We start from the raw sequence: 23,475 nt of genomic DNA on the forward strand, positions 1-23,475 counted from the left end.
TGTCAGTCAAGCAGGGAGCCTGCCGGAAATGCTTTCCCAGGTCAGGATAGACCTTTATAATCCGTTGGGGATATCCCCACGTATTTACGAAACTGCTTGTAAAAATACCCTGTCTCCCAATATCCCACATTCCTAGCTATTTCATGTACCTTCATCGTGGTGTTTTTGAGCTGCTCCTTAGCCTTTCCGATCCGATACCGGTTGATATACTCCGCAAAGGTCTCCCCCGTCTCCTTATGAAACAGCTGGCCCAAATACACCGGATGAAGGTGGTAATGCGCACCTAGCGTCTTCAGGGACAGCTCGTCAGCATAATGCTCTTCAATATATCCCAGCACCTGGCTGACAATAGGATTCTTCATATCCTTAAGAAGCGAATTTACCGTTTGGCGGGCAACCTCCTTAAGGACTCCTATCAAATCTTCAAAGGTAACACAGCTTCTGACCCGCCCGAGCCCTTCCTGGAACAGCGCTGATTCATCGGTATGTTTAATACCCTCCAGCTCCATCTTAAAGCGGATGATCAGTTCCAACGCCGCATGATGCAGCTCGATTGGCTGAACGCCTTCTTGTTGCTGCAGCTGCTCGAAATCCACTTGAATCTGCTCGTCCAGAGCCTGAATGTCCCTGGCTACAATCAGTTTGGCATAATCTTTCCACTGAATTGGAAATTTCGAGTCCTCGCGGGCATCTCCAGAATCAAGCGTCTGATAATCAATTAGGCTCCGATCGGGGAATATCATAAAATACTCCATGCATTTCTTCGCTTCGGCATAACAGACCTGAGCTCCCTCAGGCAATCTCCCGACCCGGCTGACTCCCACCTGCGCAGGCTTTCCTTGAGCCGATAACTCCTGTGTATATTCATTCAGCAAGCTGATCCACGTCTGAATCTCTTCCTCCTGCTCAAAAGCAGTGACCAGCACAATATCCCCGTCTACATCATGAAGGACGAACGTCCCGGCTGGGGCTTTAAACTTACGGTTCGCTTCCTCAAACAAACCGGCCTGGTCTTCGATTCTGCGAAGCGCGGCAACCGCCATATAGGGCCTCTGCAGTGTGATACCGAGCAGTTCCGCCCTCTGGTCAAATTCAGGGTCTGCGATTTGGCCGGTTAGCCACCGGTAGAGAGTATTGTCTTTAAGAATCTGAACACTGTATTCATCATACAGCTGGTCAGATTTTGTGCTGTCCAGCTTGGCTACCGTGTTGCGAAGAGTGGATTCCAGCTCCTCCACATTGATCGGCTTGAGAAGGTAATTCTCGATGCCCAACTGCATGGCTTCTTTCAGGTATTCAAATTCATTAAATCCGCTTAGGATAATGACCTTTAAATCCGGGTGAAGCTTTCTGGCCTCACGGATTAGACTTAAACCGTTCATGACCGGCATGGAAATGTCTGTGATCAGCACATCCACTGGCCTGGCGGACAGAGCTTCCAGCGCCATCTGCCCATGATCGGCCTGTCCCACAATTTCCATCCCGAACAAAGACCAGTCCAGAATATCGTACAGCCCTTCCAGAATAAAGGGCTCGTCGTCAACAATAAATACTTTATACATGATTACCATCGGCTCCTTCCTGCCCGGGATAATTAACCTCAATCATCGTCCCATCCCCAGGCTGGCTGGTGATAACGATCCCGTACTCGGGTCCATATAGGAACTTGAGCCGGGTATGCACACTGCGAAGGCCGAACATCTGGCCTGTCTCCTCCGGCTGATTGAGCTCCGACATAATTTCACTCATCCGCTCAGGTGTAATCCCCTTGCCATTGTCGGTTACCTTTACCTTGAGCATATTTTCTTGCATCGTAACCTCCATTGTCAGCAGATTGTCCTTCCGGTCAGTCCTAAGTCCATGAACGATATAATTCTCAACAATCGGCTGAAGCGACAGCTTCATAACCGTAAGATGGCTGAGCTCCGCCGGAAGATGGATCTCGTAGTTGAACTTATCCTTATATCGGATCCGGAACAGCTCCAGATAGAGCCGGCATGCTTCTAGCTCATCCTTCAGTGTGTAAATCTTTTTCTGCTGGACCAGACTCTTGAACAGAACAGACAGGCTATAGATCATGTCGCCCACATCCTTAGCCCCCTGGGATACCGCCCGCATCCGGATCACCTCAAGCGTATTGTACAGAAAATGTGGATTAATTCGTGCCTGAAGAGCAACCAGTTCGGTCTCCTTCTGCTTGATTTCGGCCTTGTACACCCGCTCAATATATTGATTAAGCTCGTCCAGCATCGCATTGAAGCTTCGGGAGATCTGCCCTAGCTCATCGTCCCTCTGGTCGTGAATACGAGCCGCAAAGTCGCCGTTCCTTACTTTCCGGGTGAATTTCACAATCCGGTTTGTACGTTTGGCAAAGTTAACCACAAAAAGCGCCGGGAAGACGACCGCGATCAGGATACAGATTGCAGAGATGGTGATGATCGTATTACGGATTCCCAAGTAAGCCTCGGCTATTTCCTCGCGCGGCGCTGCCCCGATAATCATATAGCCCTCATCAGCGGACACCAGCTTGTTCACATACATGTTCTGGTTCGATCGGAACATTCCCGAGCCGGCGTTGCCTGGGCTGGTGTTGTCGAAGACGGCCTTCGTCTCACTCTCATAAGGGTATTTCTTACCGTAATAACGCCCTTTGGAATCAAACAGTACGTCCCCGTTGGCTGACAGAACCACAATCTCACCCTTCAGGCTGTTCTGGTAATTCGAGAGAGCGCTGGCTATGCTGGTGGAATCCAGATATACCAACAGCTGGCCGTCATTTTTATAGGACCGCTTGTTGTTAATAGGTACACGAATGGCATAGAGGGAGGGGTCCCACTGATCAATTGCCCGTCGAACCCACGCATTCGGGGAAGAGATATTCTTGCTCTCCAGGGCCATGACATCCGGGATATAAGAATGGGCCTGATTGGCCGACAGCTGCCGGAACTGCTTGTACTGGTTGAGATTGGACAGGTACTGGCGGTTCGCACTGTACAGCATCAAATTGCGGATATCCGGATTCTGGTCAATCCAGTTCTCGAAATACTTCAGCACATCTGTCGAGTAATCATTGCTGTCCCCATAGAACTGATCCATTCTGTACTGGACATACTCGAAATAGGCGTGATTAATGAAGAAGGACACATTCGCAGATAAAGCCTCATTGGTGTACATGTTCCTAACAAGATCTTGAACCGATTGGTACCGCCCATGGATATAGCGGTCAACGCTTTCCATGGCCGTCTTCTGAACATCCAATTCCCGCTGAATGGTCGATTGGGAGATAGACTGAAAAATAAAGTAAGACAAAGCTATAATCGTAAGAACGACAATAATTGAAAAGAACAAGAACATCCTCATAAACATGTTGTTCTTGAAATAGGACCTGTACATCATGCCGAATCTCATGCTGGGCCTCCATGTATAATATCGGGTAGACAACAGTCAGCACCCGTGAGCGGCGGGCTTCCCGGCGAAAGCGGATTCAAACCGCACATCCATTGTACTCCTTAAGCCCTCGCTGGATAACCACCCGGAATATTTTTCTATAATCTGTACCTGATATCTTTAATTTGAACATATCTCAAGCGCCCTTTCTCCCCTTAAAGTAAAAGAAATAAAAAAGCAGGCCTGGACGGTTCTGCCATACTTGCCGGATAAGGTAAAAAGCCCGGGATCAACTCCCGGGCTTCTAACTAATCTATTGTATATGTCTAACCTGTACCTTGTATAAGCTCCTTCGGATTAAGCGGAATCTCCACCTTGAAGCAGGTTGTCTCGCTGCAGCTCTCTACTTGAATCCGTCCGTTGTAGCCTTCAACCAATTTCTTGACGATAGCAAGGCCCAGTCCGCTGTTGCTGGATTTCGGTTTCGTGGAGAACCCGCGTTCGAAAATCCTCGCCTTCAGCTCATCAGGAATCGGTTCACCGTTGTTGAGTACCTGTATAGTCAGGGTCCTCTGTTCTACCTGGGCCAGAATCGCGACTTTACGGTTGTCCTCAGCCGTCTCCTGCAGCGCATCAAAGGCGTTGTCGATCAGATTGCCCGTAATGCGGACCAGATCGGTAATTTTCAGAATATCCAGGTTCAGCTGATCAAAGCCTTCAAAGTGATATTCCAGGTTGATCGAACGCTCCAGAGCCTGCGCCGATTTCGCCTGGATCAGACCGTTAAAGGCTGGAATCCGGATATCCACAATGTCGTTCAGCGATTTATTAATATGGGTCAGACTGCGCAGATAAGCTTCCAACTCATCATACTTCTTGATCTTGGCCAATCCGCTCAGCGCAAAGATATGATTGATAAAGTCATGACGGTACTCCTTAACCGTCTTGAACAGGCTGTCAATGTTGCGGAGGTACATGCTCTGAACATCGTCAACGACCTTGGTGTGATTCTTGAGGTACCTGCCTACCGCCATAATCATCAGTCCACCTATAATCAGGATGATCAATGCAACGATGGATATCCTCAGTTCCTTCCGGGTCAGGTCCGCGGTCAGCTTATCCATATCGGAGGACACAATGATGAGCATCCGGTCAAACCCTTTATTCACATTGTCCTGGAGGCTGATGGGCGAATACGTTTTTAACACAGAACGGCCGTTGACCTCCATTACCTGATGCACCTTCTCCATCCTGGAGAAGGCCACCTTGGCCATAGCCAAATCATCCTTGGTGCTGTAGTTGTATTTACCGTACAGAAGCTTGCGCTCTGAATGCCACTCCGGATTAGCCTTGTTCGGCGCTTTCCACTCGCCCTGGAGGACTTTGTCATTCAGAATGCCGATTTCCAGAATCAGGGGATTGCTCCGCTCCTGCTCCTCAATGTTGGACTCTACGCCTGCTTTGTCGCGGAACCGGTTAATAATATTTTCCGAAATGTAGGGGTCAATCAAATAATCTGTGGTCCCGTCGTTATAGTACCCCCACTTGCTGATTCTCTTCGGATCAGAAGTCGAGGTGTCAAATGGCCCTGCCCAGAAGTTGGGTAAATTCTCCCCAAAGTTCTTGATCGGGGTCGCATTATGCTTCTCCATCAATTCCTTAAATACCTGGTTCCATTTCCCTTTGCCCCATTTCTCCGTGGTCATCCCCACTTCCTTCGGATCACTGGACTTGGCGGCAATAAAATTGTTCTCTTCCTTTAAATGCTTGAACAAGGTCAAATTCTCTATCCCTACCTTGTCTCTAACCTTCTGCAGCTGCTCTGTTGTCACGTCTTCAAGCCTAGGAGGCAGCATGTTCTGTGCAGCGATGGCTGCAACCCGCAGCCGCTCAGCCAAGGCCTCTTCGAACAGCATTTCTCCCCGTTGGGTAATTTCGAGCGAAGATTTAATGTGGGACGTCATATTCTCTATGCTTTGCTTCTGCCCATCCAGCAGGGCATCCTTCATTGTATAGTAGTAGATGCCGTTCAAAAAAATGAGCAGGAACCCCATTACCAGTATGTATACAATCATTAACCTCTTGAATCCTATCTTCATTTAAACAGTCCCTCTCTAATCTCAACCGGATCATACTACTATATTAATCGACAAATTTCATCTAAATATGACACAAAAGTTACAAACCTAAAAACTTCATTAAACCGCCTTTTTTAGAGACGTTTACTGTATATACATCCATCGTATTATGTCTTTCCAGGGAAAGAAAGGTATAAAATTCTATAATCGACCAGTCCATACAAGAGAGACCGACAGGGCCATACTTCAGCTGTATTGATTGCTTACCCTATGCTCTGAACCCCTCTCTACAGCGGGTCTATCGAGTTACTTCCAGATATATATGTAACAAAAAAACCCGGACCAAGAATATGGAGTCTTAGGCCGGGTCTTGCGCAGACTAACTATGAAGTTACGGCTTATTTCCCTATGAAAAATATACCATAGATGGGGGTGAGTTGATAGAAAAAGAAAGGACGCGGGCTGAACCAGCTTACAATATTTTATTTGGTACTGTTTGACAAACCTAACTACCTTGCAATACAATATAGCTACACTATTATGCATTGCAAAGTAGGTGACAGGACTGAACGACAAATCACAATTGTTAAAGGGAACACTTGAAGGATGTATCCTTAAAGTGATTAGCATCCGCGAAACGTATGGTTACGAAATATCAGAGAAGCTTACCGAGCATGGGTTCCCCAATATTTCGGAAGGAACGATCTATCCGCTCCTGATGCGTCTTGAGAAGAATGGGTTCATTACTGCCAATTACAAGCAGTCTTCTCAAGGTCCTAGGCGAAAATATTTTAATTTGACCGAAGCTGGTTTGCGTGAGCTGGAAGCCTTTTGGGAGAGATGGATACTACTTGAGCATGCAATTCATCAATTATTCAATCCAAAGGAGGGACTGTCTCATGATAGCTCCAAGTATCACCAAGCTGAGAAAAAGCAATAATGAGCTGGACCATAAATTGACCAGTACGAACAAAAAGATATTAACTGATATGATCGTTTACCTGCGTGTAAGCCGCATTCCCGATCGGCAGGTTGAACACATCCGGCAGGATTTGCTGCACATGATCTTGGATGCCCAGGAACGCGGTGAGGACATATCATCTGTAATCGGAATGGATTACAAAGTGTTCTGTGACGAGATTATTGCCAACGCCGCCTCTAAAACCCTTATGGACAAAGTAAGGGAATCGATTGCTATTATTTTTAGCTGCATCGCGGTTCTTTTGTTTATCCAGCTTATTTTTTCCGGATTTCTAGTTTCGTGGGTACGCAGCGGGTTTTCTCTTACAGAGGTTGATTTTAATATTCCGATCAGCCTGGGATTCGTATTGTCCGTCATCGTTTTCTTATCTGCAGCCTGGATCATTGTCATACTCATTGGGAAGCATGCATTCCGGCTGACGGAGATGGAGAATAACAACAAGTCCCAATCGAAAGCCGCATATTATAGAAAAAGAATTCTCATAGGCACCACCATTGGTCTTGCCTTGGCCATCTTCTTCTTCGTTCAGTTCAAGCTGAATGAAATTACTTTATTCTCAGTCCATGCATTTGTCTTGCTTGGAGTTGCTGCGGTTATGCATTTGGCGGGCAAATGGTTGGGATGAGTAGATGTCTTAAGGCAATATTTGAATCACTTATAGATGTCTATATCGAATAACTCAATTAAGTCCCGAACCTAAATTCGGGACTTCTTTTATATATACTGCTGAATCCAAACGAACTATACTGCTCTAGCCGCTGTCTTTCCCTCTCACCATCTATAAAATCAGCACAGCTGAGATTGCCCGATAGCACAAGTGAAATTAGCACTGCTTGGAACAAGTCTATCCAAGTTTCTCAAAAAATAGAAATAAACAAATTCATTATTGAAACCTACTTAACAAAAGACCCGGTCCAAGAATATTGAGTCTTGGCCGGGTCTTCCGCAGACTGACTATGAGGTTAACAGCTTATTTCCCTTTGAGAAATATATCATAAGAAAGGTTGTAAGCAACATTCTAATAGAAACACTATTCAAATCCTAAAAATTAAACCGTTGTACTTTAGATAGGTTTACCTCACTATTTCAATCTACTAACTGTATCTTGAAGTGCTTTAAAGTGATTATACACCGAATTAAACTTTGGATATTCCAGGTAGCTCTCAACAATATCAAATGGTTCTTTATAAAAGTCCTCTTTGCCTCCTATACATTTTATAATTGGCAGTCCATTCTCATCCTTCCCCCATTCCCCATTTAAATGATGAATTAATACCTCACCAAAAAAATAAGCAGATTTAAGAAGACTTTCCTGACTAGAATCTTCCAAAAGCAGCTTTTCCAGCTTAACCAATGATTCTGGAACGGCCACATTCAACTCGTTCTTCTCAATAAACTCCTTAGATTGCTTTATCATCTCTTCACTCAGCAGTTCGCTAAGCTTAGAACCTCTCCGGTCTTCAGGTCTGTTCATCTCGAACCAAGGAAGAGCCTGATTAATAGTGATGTCCAAAATTAGATTCAGAGTATCTCTTAGCGTTTTCTCGTCCTCGTAGAAGTGCCATTCCTTTAAACGGTCTCCAATCAACCAAAAATCGCTGATGCTATCGCTACCATTATAGTAAGAAGTTCTAATAGCATTCTTGTTCCAATTGCTTTTATCAATAGCTATATACTCTTTGTAATATTCACAATTTCGAATATAAAGCCACTCATCCGGTTCTTTGTGATACTCAAATCCTCTCTTTTGAAGCGGTTCAGAAAGTACTTGTTGAATTACTTTACCTAGTTTCATTATTAAAGGGTCTCCTTTACAAACTACACTCTCGCTTAATCTCTTATTTTATTTAGTAAATTAGCTGCTGTGTTTCCCAGTTCTTCAAGTTCTTCATCTTTTGTTGGATCATTTATTATCCGAATTAAATCTTCTCTAAGTTGGATCAAAATACTATTAGGTAACCTATTTACTAATCCTTCTAGTAAAAAATACTTCCATTGCCCATCATTTGTTTGAAGCACTTTGTGAATATGAGGTATTAGCTCCTCATCAAATCTGAGTAAAATATTTTCAATTGAATGAGAGATTGGCCAATTTCCATCTTGTAGCCATTCAAAAAGCTCAGGCAATATTTCTTTTAATTCATCTTTATCGAGCGTTTTGAGTACATTTACTGATTCAAAATCATGTTTGTTTTCGGGAAGGTATTTCCTGATATTCATAAACCTTCGTCCTTCCTTGATATATTTAAGTTCCTTAGCTCTAGGTTTTGTTTAGCGGGCAACTAAATATCTCTAAAAATTAACAGCGGCCGAAATTCCTTAAGGGCACAATCAATTCCAATCAAAAAAACCACCTAGAGTTGTAACACTCCATGTGGTTCCATAGAGAATTTATCGTTTATGAGGGTTGCAATCAACATATGTATCCATGAACTTTTCTTGCTTTCTATAACTTTATGGAACGAAATTATTCTTAATTGGCGGGCTTGCGTCCCATTTTATCAGTTTTATGCTGTATTCCTCAAACAGCTTCTCTTCGGTTACTAGTCCACTAGTAGTGATTTTACCCTCTATTGTTTTATATATTGCATCAGGAAAACTGCTATCATTCCTTCCATTACTAGAATCAGAATTACTAGGATCAGAATCACCCATGTAATATTCCGCACTTCCAGGGAAAAAGGATACCTCCGTTGAGTCACTCGGTTGTATTAGTGTTATCTCTTCTTTCCCGCTTGCTAATTTCTCTTTCCATTTGCGAAATTTCCCACGACCTTCATCAGAACCAACACCATCATATTCACATATTAAAGTATCTTGAATAACCTTTCGCTGCCCATTAATTTCGTATTCCAAACGAAATGGAAATTCCCCATATTTGATCGCAGGTTGAGGCGGATTAGGTAAAGAATTAATTCCGACAAATAAGAGTAACCAGGGCAATACCAAAAAAAATAATAATATAACCACCGAAAAAACTATGAGACCAACCACACTGACGACTATTTTTTTCAATGATACTCCGCCCCCGAGAGCATCCTTAAAATGATTTTGAGAAAGTTTATTCATAACTTTACATCTCCCTTTTATAGACCCACAAACTGATTTATATTGCGTCGATAAATATCCGGTTCTTCTTGCTGACAGCGCTTCTAAGAACTGAATTTAGTAGTAGTATTTAAAAGAGCAGCTTTATTATTATCGTTCAACCCAATCATTTTGAAAATGGGTGTTTTTTGTCGAAATTCTAAGAAATCCTCACCCCACTTCAGCCAAAACAAAAACCACCCCCGACGAACCTGACGATTCGGCGTGAGGTGATTATTAGAATGAAAGAGATTATTGCTTGTTCAGTACACAGGTATCTATACTTAGAAAATCCAAATTACTTCAGCTGCCACAGCGCTGGCACATTGGCCGGTTCCCAGCCAACCAGGGAAGTATGCGACTGGCGGCAAACGTATGTTTTGCCGTTGTACGTTACTTCATCCCCGGTCTTGTAGCTAACGTTTGGTGCCCAGGCCCCGGCACCGCTCTGGGCATCCGTGGTCACACTGATACCGGAACCTGCGGATACATTCCCCGCAGCATCCTTGGCGGTCACGGTGAACTGGTAGCTGGTAGCTGGTGTAAGCCCGCTAATTACTGCGGTTGTGCTGACCACATTCAGCGATTGATTACCATAGCTGACGGTGTACCCGGTAACTCCGACATTATCCGTGGAAGCAGTCCAACTTAAGGTAACGCTGGTTGTGGATTTCGCCGTTACCTGTACATTGCCCGGAGCGGACGGCGCAGTCTGATCGCCGCCAGGGTTGGCCGCATCTGTCTTTACGGTAAGCGGCGTGCTAGCCGCGGATTGGTTGCCCTTCGCATCCTTCGCCTTTACGGTGAAGACATAGGAAGTATCCGGGGTAAGCCCAGTTATGGAGACGCTTGTGCCCGTAACGTTCACCGACTGATTACCGTAGCTGACGGTGTAGCCGGTAACGCCCACATTATCTGTGGAAGCAGTCCAACTCAAGTTGACACTCGTTGAGGTTTTGGAGACAGCCGCTACGTTAGTTGGAGCGGTTGGCGGCTCCGTGTCCTGCACCGGGGGGGTCATATTATCCAAATATGCACGGTGCGCGTTGGAGAATTCGAAGTTGTTGAACTTGTCCCAGTTAATGGACCAGGTCATTACACCACGGAAGCCCGGGTAGCCGGTCGTGCTGCCGCGGGTCTTATAGCTTGGAAGCTGGATGCCTTTCGTCAGGGCGTCCAGTGCTTTTTGCACCTCATCAACAGAAGTGAAACCTCCGCCCGCATTCGCATTTGCCGGTAGTCCAAGCAGCACCTGATCCGGGCGCAGGGCCGGGAAAACACGGTTCGGATTCTTGGCAACTGGGAAGCCGGTCAGCAGCATATCCGCCATTGCCACGTGAAAGTCAGCTGTTCCCATGTTGTGATACTGGTCATCAAGTCCGGTAATTGGACCGGAGTTATAATTCTGCACCTGCAGCCAATCGAGGATATCGCGGGTCGCATAGATGACCGGAAGATAAGAGCCCGCACGGCTATCACAGCTCAGGCAGCTGCCGCCGTAGAAGGAATAACCCAGCTGCACGAAGAAGGTCTCCGGCGCCATGGTCAGGTAGAATTTGTCCGAACCAAAATGGTTATTGATCGTACGCAGAGCCGAGATCAGATTCACAATAACCGGAGTTGTCGGGTTCTTAAAATCACTGTCTCCCGAGTCCAGGAACAGGGAGTGTCCTTCAAAGTCCACGTCGAGTCCGTCGAAGCCGTATTTTTCAATAATTGCGGTTACGGAATTCACGAAATTATCCCGGGCTGCTGTGTTAGGAAGCTGAACCTGTCCCTCGGCTCCCCCGATTGAGATAATGACCTTTTTCCCCTGACTCTGCAGATATGCCACGTCCGCCTTGAAGTCGGCATCCGTATAATTGTACGGTGTGAATCCAATCGTTCCGTTCGTAACACCAGAAGTTGGCTCGGCAAAAGACACATTGATCACATCGAACTTAGGCGACACATCCCGCAGCTTGATAAAGCCTGCGCCATTCAAAAAATTGTGCCAGTAACCCACCATGGTCTTGCCGGCCACAGCGGCCTCCGCTTTCGGAGCACCCACACCCGCAAATTGAACCAGCGACAGGATCAGCACACCCATCATGACCGTCATCCATGACTTGCGCGTAGTTATGCGGTTGACATGCATTCTCGTAATTCTCCTCCTTTTATATAGAAGCTATATGAACCAGTAACAAGTTATATCTGCACTAGACAGATATCCGGCACCACCTCCCTTTGAAATTGTATTTAATGCAGGCGTAGGAATAAATGAATTAACGGCTGCCCTTACCACTATGAAACCGCTTTCTTATCTATCATTATCAAGAATGTGGGAACTAGATATAAGGGGGAATATATCACAATCGGGGATAAATTCCTCTACAATTGGCGCGGCACCCTATTCCTCTCTTCGTCTGCCTCCAAGTCCGAAATTTAAAATTAGATTTTATTGCATGCGGTATAAAAAAAGATGCCTTACTTCCCACTTTGCCGGGAGGTAAAGCATCTTCTAAAAGGCGTTTGAAACCCTTACAGCTGTCTCATCTGGATTCTTCACCCGCTTGCTGACTTCTTCTTTGGCAATCTCTTCGCCTTCTCTGAATTATGGCGTATGGCGGCCAAAATACTGGATCGTGCCTTTAGGGAAAGAATTCCACTCTCCCGCAAGGCTGTAAGACGAAGATCCGGTTCTTATGCCTGATTTACGAATAATAGTTCCGTCATTGGGCATAAACTGGGTTTTGCCATCCGGATCTCCCAGCACATCAATAGTTACGCCATTCTTCTTAAGGACATAACCTGTAGTTACATTGGTGCTCGTCTGGGCCAAGCCCCGCGGATCTGTCCCAAGCTCTACGTTGTAATAGGCTACGTTAACGAGATCAAAAAAGCCATAGAAAACAGGATCAATAAATATAAAAGGCATCCCCTTATAAAACTTGTCAATAGGCTGGGACCAAACTTTAGGTGTACCTGTAGATATATTATACTGATGAACCTCAAGAGAGTATCCCGCATTTTCTATAGGCTTAGAAGTGTCTCCTACCGGATTGTAGAAAAGCTCTATAGCCGTACGGGTTTTATCCAAGGACATATACTGTGAGAAATACAGCTCTTCTGGTCCTTGAGGGCTTGCGGTCACTTGGAATACAGCGGCAGTACCGTTCGCCCCGATTACCCAATAGTATTGAAGAGAATCGCCGTTCCAGGTCCACACCGTGCCGTTAAGCGGAATAGGTCCCACAAATGTAGAGTCTGCCGTACCCGAATAGACTTTAAATGAGGTTTCCCCCGGAAACACCGTTGACAAGTCATAAGTAATTGGATCGTTGACCCCCTGCTTCGTTCGGATTTGAACAATTCCATTAGTCGCAAGAGGAGCATTCGTTACTCGAAAATCATAAGCGGCTGTTCCACCATTTCCGTCATCCGCTGTAATCGTTACCTTGGTGCTTCCCGCTTGGGTACCTGGGGTAAGGTCCAGCATTCCGCCATGAACCGCTGCGTTCACCACACTGCCTGATTCTGCAGCAGCAGTAAAGGTCATGGCATCCCCGTCAGCGTCGCTGAACAATTGAGTTAAATCATATGTTCTTGGGTTAGTAACCCCAACAGTCAGCACTTGTTCATAAATTGACGCCTGAACCTCTGGCGGATGATTGGAGGAAGGAGTGGATGGACCTGCCGATTGAACGTTTATTTTGAAGGAAGTTGAAGCTTCCCCTCCGTGACCATCCACAGCCTTAACACCAATGGTTGCTGTTCCGGCCTTCAGAGCCTGAATCTTTAATTGAACTCCATCCACTTCTGCTGCGGCAACCAAAGAATCCGAAGAGGATGCCTCATAAGTTAGTGGGTCTCCGTCAGGGTCCGTAAACACGGAGCCAAGATCAAGAGAATAAACCGGATCGCTTACTGTAAGCGTCTTGTCGGCCGGCTGATTCTCTACTGGATTCTGATTCTGCTCAGCTTGATTCGTAACAACGGCCTGGAAGCTTACTACAGTTTCCCCTCCCCGGCCATCTGCAGCTTTGACAGATACCGAAGTACTGCCGATCATGAACGGTGTAAGAGTAAGGACGTCGCCATTAACAGTTGCCTTCATAACATTCGGGTCAGAAATTTCCTGCACACTATAAGTTAAGGTATCGCTGTCGGGATCTGAGAAATATTGATTTAAGGATAATTGGATATCGCCTGTGTTTATTTCTTTGGTCTGATTAGGGATAACTACAGAGGCCGGAGGTTCGTTGACCGTTATATCAAAATCAGTCAAAGCCTCGTTTCCTCCACCATCCGATCCTTTCAAAATGATTTTAGCTGTTCCTGATGAAAGAGCATGAACCACAGCTTGGTTCCCGTTAACCGATACAGTCGCAACAGAAGCGTTCGAGGATTCCGCTGTAATATTGACGGGATCGCCATCCGGATCAAGGAATACCTGTGACAGGTCAAGGGTGTAGTCGGCATCGCCTACAGTAATGAGCTGGTTAACCGGCTTCTGATTAACTACCGGGTCTCTGTTAGCGGCAGACGTTACCTCCAATTGAAACGGCTGATTCGTAATGCCTCCCCGTCCATCAGATGCCTTGACTGTAACTTGGGCTTGTCCTGTCTTAACCGGAGTGATGACCAATTGATCACCAACCAGGGTAAATGTGGCAATGGATGGATCATTAATAGCAGCTTCATAAGTCAATGGATCATTCTCAGAATCCGTGAAAAATGCTCCTAAAGATAAAGTGAGGTCGCCGCTCCCTAACTGTTTCGTCTGAGCAGGAATGCCTGACGACACTGGGGGCTCATTGACGCGGACCTTGAAGCTTGTTCCCGCCTTTTTCCCAGCCTGATCATCCGCTGCTATCGTAATCGTAGCCGTTCCTTTGCCGGCCGCTTTTATATATAGGTCTGTCCCTTCTAATCTCACAGAACAAATGCTTGAACTTGAAGATACCGCCGTATATTTAAGTACGGATTGCTCTGCATCTACGAAATGTCCCAGCAGATCGACCAGCAGTTCTGGCTCGCCTGTTGTCATCGCTTGATCACCGTACTTCGTTTTTAGAACAGGTGCCGTGTTCGTCACAACTGGTGTTGACGAGCCTTGGGATGCACCCGATGCACCCGATGTTGTACCAGATGCACTTGGACTGCCCGTCACAGTTGCCGAGGAAACACCTTGTGCTAATGAAGTATTCACAATCTGACTAGATGAGCTTACGCTGATATTTGCAGAAGGATTGTTTACTTGCAGGTTAGAAACGGTACCGGACACTCCCAAGGTGATAGGAGCAGCATTATTTACAACCATAGTATTAATAGAGGCTTGTCCTGTAAGAGTCAAGGGCTGATCACTGTTGACTGATAATTGCTGAATATTCCCCTGTAATTTGACTTGCTGAGCACCGCTAAGGATGCTCACCTGCTTCAGCGCAGAGGATGAATCATTTTCTATCGTAGCGTTTGAAGTCAATGTCATGTTAGCAACGTTCGAACTGCCTTGAGTAACCACATGCACATCCTGTTTAGAAACCTCTACATTGCTCAGCTCAGATCCGTCAAACAGTACGGTGTTTTGGTCGCCGCCCTGAATAGATGTCTTCCCCAGGACCGTCAGCTTGGTGGCATAGAAATCATGCCCCAGATTTTTCGTAATTGTCAGATCCCTCTTAACGTTCAGGTTACGAACAGAAATATAATCGCCGTCAATAATCAGGTCTCCATTCACCACCGCATCATGTCCCTCTAACACCAGATTACCGCTGAATTCAGAGGCTTGTCCTGACGGGGCTCGTCCGCTCGCATGAATCACAAGTTTGGAGATTGATTGAACTGTGCCCTTCGATGCCTCGAATTGGATTTCGGCTCCCTTCAGTACATCCTGGTTAGAGACTTGCAAAATTCCTTTTACTGAATCCGCAAGTCTGTATTCAATTCCGTTAATCAAGACCTTGCCGTCCTCCACTTTCTGGAGCTGGGCCAAATGGTTCTCCGGAAAAAAGGTAGCCATCAAAAAACGGGCGATATCTTGGCGCTTAACGGGAGATCCGGGCTTGAATACGTTCTGCTCCGCAGCCATAGAACCTGATTGTAAGGCTAGATTTACGTAAGGCCGGGCCCATGAACTGACACGGTTCCAGTCGGTGAGCTTAGCAGATTCGGTGGCTTCCGCTGTAACAGTTAGCCCCGCGGCCCGCATGAGCAGTACCGCTGCCTCCTCTCTGGTCACTGCAGCTTTAGGTCTGAATTTAAGGCTGCCGTCTCCATTCATGAGTCCCGCGCGATGAACCGCTTCAATATATGGACTGGACCAACTCTTTGCATTCACATCCGAAAAGCTGCTTTTAGCCGCTTTGGAATTGGGAAGATGAAGGGCCTGGGTCAACAGGACGGCCATCTCCTGGCGGGTTAGCAAATCCGTCGGGCGATACGATCCTGCAGGGTCGCCATGCAGAAGCCCGGCTTCAACGGCCTGCAGGATGCTTGTTCTCTGCTCTGCAGCCAGACTGCTGATGTCATTAAATGGCAAGTTCGCCCCGGCCGCTCTGCTAGATGAACCACTGGCTGCCTGTGCAATCGGCTGCAAAGCCGTCGGGGCTACAAGAGCGGCTATAGCTAATGCAGCCAGCCATTTGTTTGTTTTTGAATTCATGGCGTTCCCTCTATTCTATTTATTCATTCGACCCCATTATAGGAATTTAGACCGTCCGTATAATCCGTTCCTTCATCAGTCCACTCCGTTGCCTCATATTGGCCGGCGTTCCCGTGGGTAAGATTAGAGATTCTAGTCTTGCTCGTATGAGGCGTGTATACTGCAGTATCTACCAATTGACCGTCATAGTAGAGTGAAAGTGTAACGGGGTTCGAATCATCGTTATAGAAGCCCATATCTGTGTAGTAATCAACATGGACGTCTACGTCGCCAAAGTACATGGTTTCCCCAATCGTGAAGGTTGCTCCCCCCGGAACATAAGCTCCAGACTGAGGACTAATAACAATCGGTTCACCGCCGTCGCTGCGCTCAATTCTAATTTTGGAGGCATCTATGGTCTCGGAAGTGGGATTATAGATCTCTATGATTTGTAAATTCGCCTCACTTTGCCCCCAGACTAGCTCGGAGAAGAAGATCCCTTTTTTCTCCTGCACCGTGACCTTGAAGTTGGTTTGAACGCTTCCCCCATGGCCATCACTCGCTGTAACCGTGACTGTAGTGCTTCCCGCTACAAGCGGTGTAATGCTCAACTGGTCAGCTGTAACAGAAACTGTAGCTACGCCTGTGTCTGATGAAATTGCAGAATAGGTAAGTACATCCTGATCCTCATCGCTAAAAGTGGAGGAAAGTCCGATGGTCGTATCTTGGGCGCCTGCCTCAGTACCAACATCACTGATCGTATTGCTAACAATAGGCTGGTGGTTAACAAGAGGAGCCGGAGTCAGGGTAAGTGTAAAACTTGAGCTTACCTTACCGCCCTTCCCGTCATCTGCTGTAACTTTAATAGTTGCTGTACCCGCATTCACTGGTGTGAGAGTCAGCTCGCTGCCATTTACCGTTACCGTGGCCACGCCAGTTGCCGACGATTCTGCGGTGTAGGTCAGTGCATCTCCATCTTCGTCCTGGAATACATCCGCCAAGCTGATCTTCTTCACTCCGTCCGTGACCTCAGCAGTGACCGCGGCCAGGTCATTCTTCACTACGGGATCGTGATTGAGTGGTGCCGAGGTATACGTCACTTTGAACGAGGTGCTCTGTGTTCCGCCCTTTCCGTCATCTGCTGTAACTTTAATAGTTGCCGTACCCGCATTCACTGGTGTGAGAGTCAGCTCGCTGCCATTTACCGTTACCGTGGCCACGCTGGTTGCCGACGATTCTGCGGTGTAGGTCAGTGCATCTCCATCTTCGTCCTGGAATACATCCGCCAAGCTGATCTTCTTCACTCCGTCCGTGACCTCAGCAGTGACCGCGGCCAGGTCGTTCTTCACCACGGGATCGTGGTTAGAGGAGGACGGAGGTGCAGATTGAACCGTAACAGAAAACGTAACTGCCTTAGCGTGACCATGTCCATCATTTGCCGTTACTGTAACTACAGCCGTTCCCGAGTTAACGGAGAATAAGTTCAACTCGTCCCCGTTGAGCTTTTTCGTAGTAGTAACACGAACAATACCGCTATCCGAAGAAACTGCTGTAAAAGATAAAGTATCTCCATCAGAATCAGTAAAAATATTTGACAAATTTATTGTTTTGCTTTGATCCGCTGATGTAAACAAAACATCGTCTATCTTTGAGATAACACTAGGGTCATGATTAATCTTCGGGGCTTCTGGCGTTGGGCCTACTTCAGTTGTATTGGGGATAGACGCTGCAGGAGGCTTTTCTGTTACCCCGTTCCCATTCACATCCTGTACCTGCCCGATCTGTTGACGTACTTCATTGTAATTTTGAATAACTTGTGCGGCCGTTGTGTCCTTAGGCAGCTGAACTACATCGATCTTCAAAGCAGGATTTAATATTAATTTGGCGTTTGAGCTGCCAACTTTAAGCTCTTTAATTGAACCATTTCCTTTGATGGAAATTCCCTTGCTAGAGTTCACCGTAAGATGATTTACGTTACCTGATAACTGAATATTTGAAGCGCCTTCCTCAAGATCAAGCTGTCCCTTAATATCCCCTTTAATTTGGACATTGTCGCCAGAAATCTTAAGTACACTGGCTTCAGTTAGGCCATTCGTATCCAGAACAACATCTTCCCGAACAATCTCGAGTTCCTTCAAGCCATCCACACGGCGGTTGCGCGAGTTAAACTTCAGTTTGGCTCCGACTAGTGCCTCTTTATTGGAATTGCCAATGAAAGCCTTCAGCTGCCCGTCAATAAGATATGGAACCTGATTTATGGTCACGATATCTCTATCGACGTTATCAATTACTGCGGTCTGCTCTTGGGTATTAAAAATATCCAGAAGATAAGCCGCAATATCTTCCCTTTTGACTAATCCTTGCGGGTTGACCTTACTATCTTTATTATCAATCAACCCTAAACGAAGAGCAGCTTTAACAGATTCCGCCGCCCAATTACTTACTAAGGACTGATCCTTGGGATTGATAATAGATTCACTCTTCGCATCCGTGCCTCCAACCGCACGAACAAACACAGCGGCCAGTTCTTCCCTGGTAACCGGCTCATTCGGACGGAAGTTTCCAGCTCCATCCCCAGACAGAAGGCCCGCTTTTTGTGCGGCTTCGATATACGGTGCAGCAAATTGATTATCTTTCACATCTTTAAACATCGAATGATCCGAGCTGGGCTCCAGCTTTAAGGCTCTTACCAGTAACACGGCGAGTTCTTGTCGAGTTAACGATGCTGCAGGACGAAAAGTCCCCTGGGGGTCTCCCGATAACAGCCCCCGGCTCACAGCTTCTTGTATTGCAGCTTTTTTATCACTTGTTACCTTTGAGATATCTGAAAAAGTGGTGTTAGCAGACGCATCAGCATAGGCAGTAGCCCCTAGCATCGTCTGAAGTGAAACAAGGACAACTGCCCATTTCAGTGAGTATATTTTCAACTGTCGTACCTCCTGATGTGTAATTGATGATTAAAAACCATGCTCAAATTTACAAAAACACCCATCTTTTAAAAAAAGATATAATCTTACAACATATATCGACATTTTTTTATGTTTTTTCAATGTATTCAAAGTAAAAGTCGTATTATGTCGATTTTATCTCTATTCTATCTCCATCCTCTGAACCGATTCTAAACCAGTTATTTCAACCGGTTAATTTTAGCAAACGCAGGTAAGAACTCTAGCAGCTTAATTGCTAATATCCCAAGCAGCTGCTCTCTTTGCTTTTTGGACGTTGAGTGTCCTAGTTCACTAGTAATCAAAAAAAGAACCAGCCTCATCCGGGGGATGAGGTTAAAGAATTATAAATAAACTAACAATTGATCTATTCCCGTATAGATTGTCGTTGCCCGCTAACCCATAGATGTGAAAAACAAAGAAAGGGGGCCGTCTAATGGGACAGCCCCGGGGTAAACAGATGCAAATTTAGTTAGCTTAATTTTCTAAAAATTCAACTGAAAATTCGTTATATTCAGCTTACCCGCAGATACAGCTTGACCCTCACCGGCGTATACCTTGAACAGGATGCCTCTGATGTTAGTCAGATCAGATATAACCGCTTTATTCACCCAATCTGTCTTTGCGGATTTCCATATTGGGGAATTCAGAGGATACACAACATCAACCGACTCCCCAGGGCTGATTACTCTTTCAACCGAAGGATCAACCCCGGTCTGTCCCCCTGTTTCCTCCCAAAGCCAGCCGACGCCTACTCTTAATACCAGCGATACACGGACGGGTGAACTGCCGGTATTCGTTAGGGTAGACGAGACGCTGGCATACTTCGACCAGTCATCTCCAATCCCAAGGCCTGGCTTGGTTTCTGTACCTACACCGGCAGATACCGTGCTGCTAAGAGTAGATGCATAATTAACATAAATTGTATCCCCGTTCAGGCCTTTTGAGATATTTCCAGCAAACGACGACTCTTCAAAGTCCCATGGGAAATAGCTGGCTGATTTGGGACGGTTCATCTCCGCAATAGTAGAAGCATAAGCATCGCCCGCTAAATCAAAACTGAGAGTATGCAGCTGAATACTACCCGCCATGCCGTTCCCGCTTTGAACCCTCAGAATAATCCGGTTTACATTCTTATTCTGCAAGCCCGATAAAGGAACTGTCGCCATCATGGTTGTTTTGTGGTATTTTAATGTATTGGCCCAGTTCAACCCATTTCCAATCCCTATCTTTAACAATCGGCTGCAGCTGAACTTCAGTGGTATTTGGATTCGTTACAATGAGGTTCATGTTTGTATACGCACTCCAATTCTCAGCCTGATCCGGGTCTACCTGGAAAGCTGGATAATTCTCCGCTTTAAGGTCAAAGGTCATATTTAACCCACCATTGCTAAGCGGGGAAAGGGAAGCTATGGTTGGATTTGCAGGCTTGTCGGCACCATTGAGGCCAACATACCAGGTAGAATAATTATCTATGATACCCGGGTCAATCTCCTGAGGATGACCTGGATCGCCTGTGGTAACCGTAACCTCGTTGCTCGCATCCGATACATTCCCCGCATCGTCAAAAGCTTTTACCATGAATGTATAAGATGTCCTGCCCTTCAAGCCTGCAGCTGTGTAGCTTGTCGTTGTGCTTGAACCGATTTTTTCGCCATTGTTATATACATAATAGCCCGCCACACCTACATTATCTGTCGAGACAGACCATGCAAGTTGAGCAGTTGTGATGGCTGCCACCGCAGTCAGACCCATTGGCGCCGTTGGAGGCGTAACGTCATTGCTGTCCTTTGTTGTAATGCTTACCGCATTGCTGGGAGAGGAGACATTTCCTGCAGCATCAATAGCTTTTACAGTAAACGCATAACTAGTACTGGCCTTCAAGCCGGTTACTGTATAACTTGCTGTCTGGCTGATATCGATTAATGCCCCGTCCTTGTACACGTTATAGCCAACCACTCCCACGTTGTCTGTCGATTTGGCCCATGTCAGCTGACCGTAGAGTAGGTCGGTGATGTGCCCGTAAGGTTTGTTGGGGCTGTTGGGGCCTGACTATCGGAAGTTCCGTTAAACACGGTGCTGATCTTAGACGTCGCTTTGATTCCGTTTGGACCGTTAATAATCGCGTTCCCTTGCTCCGTATAGCTGGTTCCGGCCCAGTCGTTGGACATATCCAGGTATTCCAGGCCGGGGCCGTTTCCTTTCCAGGACCACCCGAGATAACCTACTCCCTTTTGCTGGCTGTAGCTCATGATGGTAGCCTCATCAACATCCCCACTTGTATGTTTAATGCCAAATTCACCGATCACAAGGGCCAAGTTTTTGTTCAGAACATTGTCGATGTTGCTTTTCACAGTTGCAGCATTTCCGCCAGCATATTCATACATGTGGATAGAGAACATCGTATTTTTCAGAGGATCGGCATTAAACACCTGGGTCCCATAGTCAAAAATGGATTGAGGATACTGCCCCCATCCTGCACCGTCAACCATGATTGTGTTCTTAATACCGGCATTCCGCAGCTTGGGAATAACCGATATGTAACCGTTGGCCCAATCGGCTCCGCTCCAGGTTCCGTACCATTCATTCGCGATGTTGAGGATCACGGTTTTCTCTTTCCCGATTAATGCATTTTTCATTTCAATCCAGTAATCCGCGATTTTATTTAACACAGCAGCACTGTCAGAGCCTGTTCCGTCATGCACCTCAAGAACGGCTACCAGTTTATTTTGTTCACACAGGGTGATCAGGCTCTGAATTGCGGACAAACTGTCCTTGGTCCACTGCTGGCCATCTGAGAGAACAATTCTAACTGTATTCGCGCCTGTCTTGGCAATGGCAGGTATCGCAACGGACTCCTGGCCTTTATACCAAGTGTAAGCGTGGTTGATCCCTCTCATCACAAAAGGATTTCCATTGGCATCATAGAGCGTGGTTCCATTAATATAGAATCCCGCATGAGTTGAAGCTGGAGCAGTCGTTACACTTAAGGCGCTGCTTGCTGCGGACACGTTGCCTGCTGCATCCTTCGCTTTTACAGTGAAGCTGTAGGCGGTGCCTGGAGACAGGCCTGTTACCGTATAACTTGTTGTTGTGCTTGATCCTGCAACTGTAGTTCCTCTGTAGATGTCATAACCTGTTACGCCGACATTGTCCGTGGATGCTGTCCATGCCAGGGTTACGGTTGTGTCCGTCTTAGATGGGCTTGTTAGGTTAGCTGGTGCTGAAGGTGCAATGGTATCAGGGGGTGTCGCTGTAACTTTGGTGAACTTCCATTTCTGCTGACTGTTCCCGTTATCGGTCCATTGCTGCACACTCGCTCCATCCGCTGTGGAGCCTCCGGCCACATCGAGTGCTTTGCCGCTGGACTGGGAGATCAGCTTATAATATCCGCCGCCTACATCCGTGATTTTCCACTTTTGATTCGGTTGTCCGTTATCTGTCCACTGTTGGACTTTGGCTCCATCATGCGTGTATGCTCCCTCTACATCGAGCGCTTTGCCGCTGGATTGAGCGAGCAGCTTGTAATATCCGCCGCCAACGTCAACCACCTTCCATTGCTGCTGGGCTCGCCCGTTATCGGACCATTGCTGCACTTGGGCTCCGTCTGCAGTTGAACCGCCAGCAACCTCAAGGTTCTTGCCGCTGTGGGAGGCAGTCAGCTTGTAAATTCCGCCGGATACAATATCCGTCTGCCCCGGATTGGTTGGATTTCCATCAGCAGCGTACACTTCAAAATCCCAAAGGGAAAAACCGTAATTCGTCGCTCTTTGTATGCCATACATTCTTACATATCTTGCACTGTTAGTTGCAAAAGAGATTTCGTCAATTCCCCCCTGACCTGTTGTTGTGGAATACACAGTAGTCCAATTGCTGTTATCGCTTGAAGTCTGAATCTCATAGGATTTCGCATAAGCCACCTCCCAGTTCAGCTTCACGCCACTTATCTTTGTTATTGTACCTAGATCAACGCTAATCCACTGCTGATCGGAATAACTCGAGGACCACCGGGTTGAAGAGTTCCCGTCAAAAGCCATCGCAGGTGTTTTGGATGAATCTTCAGTTGAGCTTGCCGCAGCAGCTTTGTTAAGGGCAATATTCACATTCGACGCTGCCTCAGCACTTGTAAGCGGTATCAAACTAATAAATAGAGCAAGTATGATTAAGCACGATAACATTCTTTTCATTAACATTAACCTCCGTAATTTAGTCATGGAAACAGATCCAGTTACGTCTTAGGTTTGGTTGTGTTAGAATGCTTGATTTAATCATGTCTTAACATGTTAGTCAGCAAGAATGGGATCAAGAGAAGACTGTAAAAAAAATGAGGATTGGGCCTGCCGCATGGCGCAGTAAAAGCGTGGGGTGCGTTGT

At 46.4% G+C, this 23,475-nt stretch carries 14 protein-coding genes; 2 read left to right on the top strand and 12 right to left on the bottom strand.

Translation table 11 applies throughout. The features are described 5' to 3' along the window. Window positions 1-41: 41 nt before the first annotated feature. From KJS63_RS04420 to KJS63_RS04430, 3 genes are all read right to left on the bottom strand, one after another. The gene (locus KJS63_RS04420) at window positions 42-1,562 is read right to left on the bottom strand and encodes a response regulator transcription factor (protein WP_213618072.1); all 1,521 of its coding nucleotides are present in this window, start codon (window positions 1,560-1,562) and stop codon (window positions 42-44) included. After that, complete coding sequence (locus KJS63_RS04425; RefSeq protein ID WP_213618073.1) at window positions 1,555-3,408, bottom strand: sensor histidine kinase; 1,854 nt, start codon at window positions 3,406-3,408, stop codon at window positions 1,555-1,557. The genes KJS63_RS04420 and KJS63_RS04425 overlap by 8 nt, the downstream gene beginning before the upstream one ends. 305 nt (window positions 3,409-3,713) lie before the next feature. Then, complete coding sequence (locus KJS63_RS04430) at window positions 3,714-5,486, bottom strand: sensor histidine kinase (protein ID WP_213618074.1); 1,773 nt, start codon at window positions 5,484-5,486, stop codon at window positions 3,714-3,716. Window positions 5,487-6,030: 544 nt separating this feature from the next. Between KJS63_RS04430 and KJS63_RS04435 the strand changes: the two genes are divergently transcribed. Next, window positions 6,031-6,405: a PadR family transcriptional regulator gene (locus tag KJS63_RS04435; RefSeq protein WP_244862501.1), complete on the top strand. Its 375-nt coding sequence runs from the start codon at window positions 6,031-6,033 to the stop codon at window positions 6,403-6,405. Further along, a complete protein-coding gene (locus KJS63_RS04440; RefSeq protein ID WP_213618076.1) occupies window positions 6,365-7,072 on the top strand; it encodes a hypothetical protein in 708 nt (235 codons plus the stop codon). The genes KJS63_RS04435 and KJS63_RS04440 overlap by 41 nt, the downstream gene beginning before the upstream one ends. Window positions 7,073-7,528: 456 nt before the next feature. Here the strand turns inward: KJS63_RS04440 and KJS63_RS04445 are convergent, their stop codons facing one another. The 9 genes from KJS63_RS04445 to KJS63_RS04485 all read right to left on the bottom strand — a co-directional run bounded on the left by KJS63_RS04445 (window position 7,529) and on the right by KJS63_RS04485 (window position 23,288). Beyond that, on the bottom strand, window positions 7,529-8,242 hold the full coding sequence (locus KJS63_RS04445) for a hypothetical protein (RefSeq protein WP_213618077.1): 714 nt from the start codon (window positions 8,240-8,242) through the stop codon (window positions 7,529-7,531). A 35-nt stretch (window positions 8,243-8,277) separates the two neighbouring features. After that, window positions 8,278-8,667 (bottom strand): DUF5071 domain-containing protein, encoded by a 390-nt coding sequence (locus KJS63_RS04450; RefSeq protein ID WP_213618078.1) that lies wholly within the window; start codon window positions 8,665-8,667, stop codon window positions 8,278-8,280. Between the two features lie 234 nt (window positions 8,668-8,901). Then, the gene (locus tag KJS63_RS04455) at window positions 8,902-9,516 is read right to left on the bottom strand and encodes a hypothetical protein (RefSeq protein ID WP_213618079.1); all 615 of its coding nucleotides are present in this window, start codon (window positions 9,514-9,516) and stop codon (window positions 8,902-8,904) included. A gap of 316 nt (window positions 9,517-9,832) precedes the next feature. Next, window positions 9,833-11,671 (bottom strand): fibronectin type III domain-containing protein, encoded by a 1,839-nt coding sequence (locus tag KJS63_RS04460; RefSeq protein WP_213618080.1) that lies wholly within the window; start codon window positions 11,669-11,671, stop codon window positions 9,833-9,835. Between the two features lie 456 nt (window positions 11,672-12,127). After that, window positions 12,128-16,177, bottom strand: a complete 4,050-nt coding sequence (locus tag KJS63_RS04465; RefSeq protein WP_213618081.1) for an S-layer homology domain-containing protein — start codon at window positions 16,175-16,177, stop codon at window positions 12,128-12,130. A gap of 23 nt (window positions 16,178-16,200) precedes the next feature. Further along, window positions 16,201-19,083, bottom strand: coding sequence for an S-layer homology domain-containing protein (locus tag KJS63_RS04470; protein WP_213618082.1), 2,883 nt, complete (start codon window positions 19,081-19,083; stop codon window positions 16,201-16,203). 503 nt (window positions 19,084-19,586) lie between these two features. Beyond that, on the bottom strand, window positions 19,587-20,192 hold the full coding sequence (locus KJS63_RS04475) for a hypothetical protein (protein WP_213618083.1): 606 nt from the start codon (window positions 20,190-20,192) through the stop codon (window positions 19,587-19,589). Between the two features lie 43 nt (window positions 20,193-20,235). Further along, the gene (locus tag KJS63_RS04480) at window positions 20,236-21,045 is read right to left on the bottom strand and encodes a fibronectin type III domain-containing protein (protein ID WP_213618084.1); all 810 of its coding nucleotides are present in this window, start codon (window positions 21,043-21,045) and stop codon (window positions 20,236-20,238) included. 44 nt (window positions 21,046-21,089) lie between these two features. After that, on the bottom strand, window positions 21,090-23,288 hold the full coding sequence (locus KJS63_RS04485) for a cellulase family glycosylhydrolase (protein ID WP_213618085.1): 2,199 nt from the start codon (window positions 23,286-23,288) through the stop codon (window positions 21,090-21,092). Window positions 23,289-23,475 lie beyond the last annotated feature (187 nt).

Origin of the sequence: Paenibacillus sp. J22TS3, from assembly GCF_018403205.1 — a bacterium.
GTDB lineage: Bacteria > Bacillota > Bacilli > Paenibacillales > Paenibacillaceae > Fontibacillus > Fontibacillus tuaregi.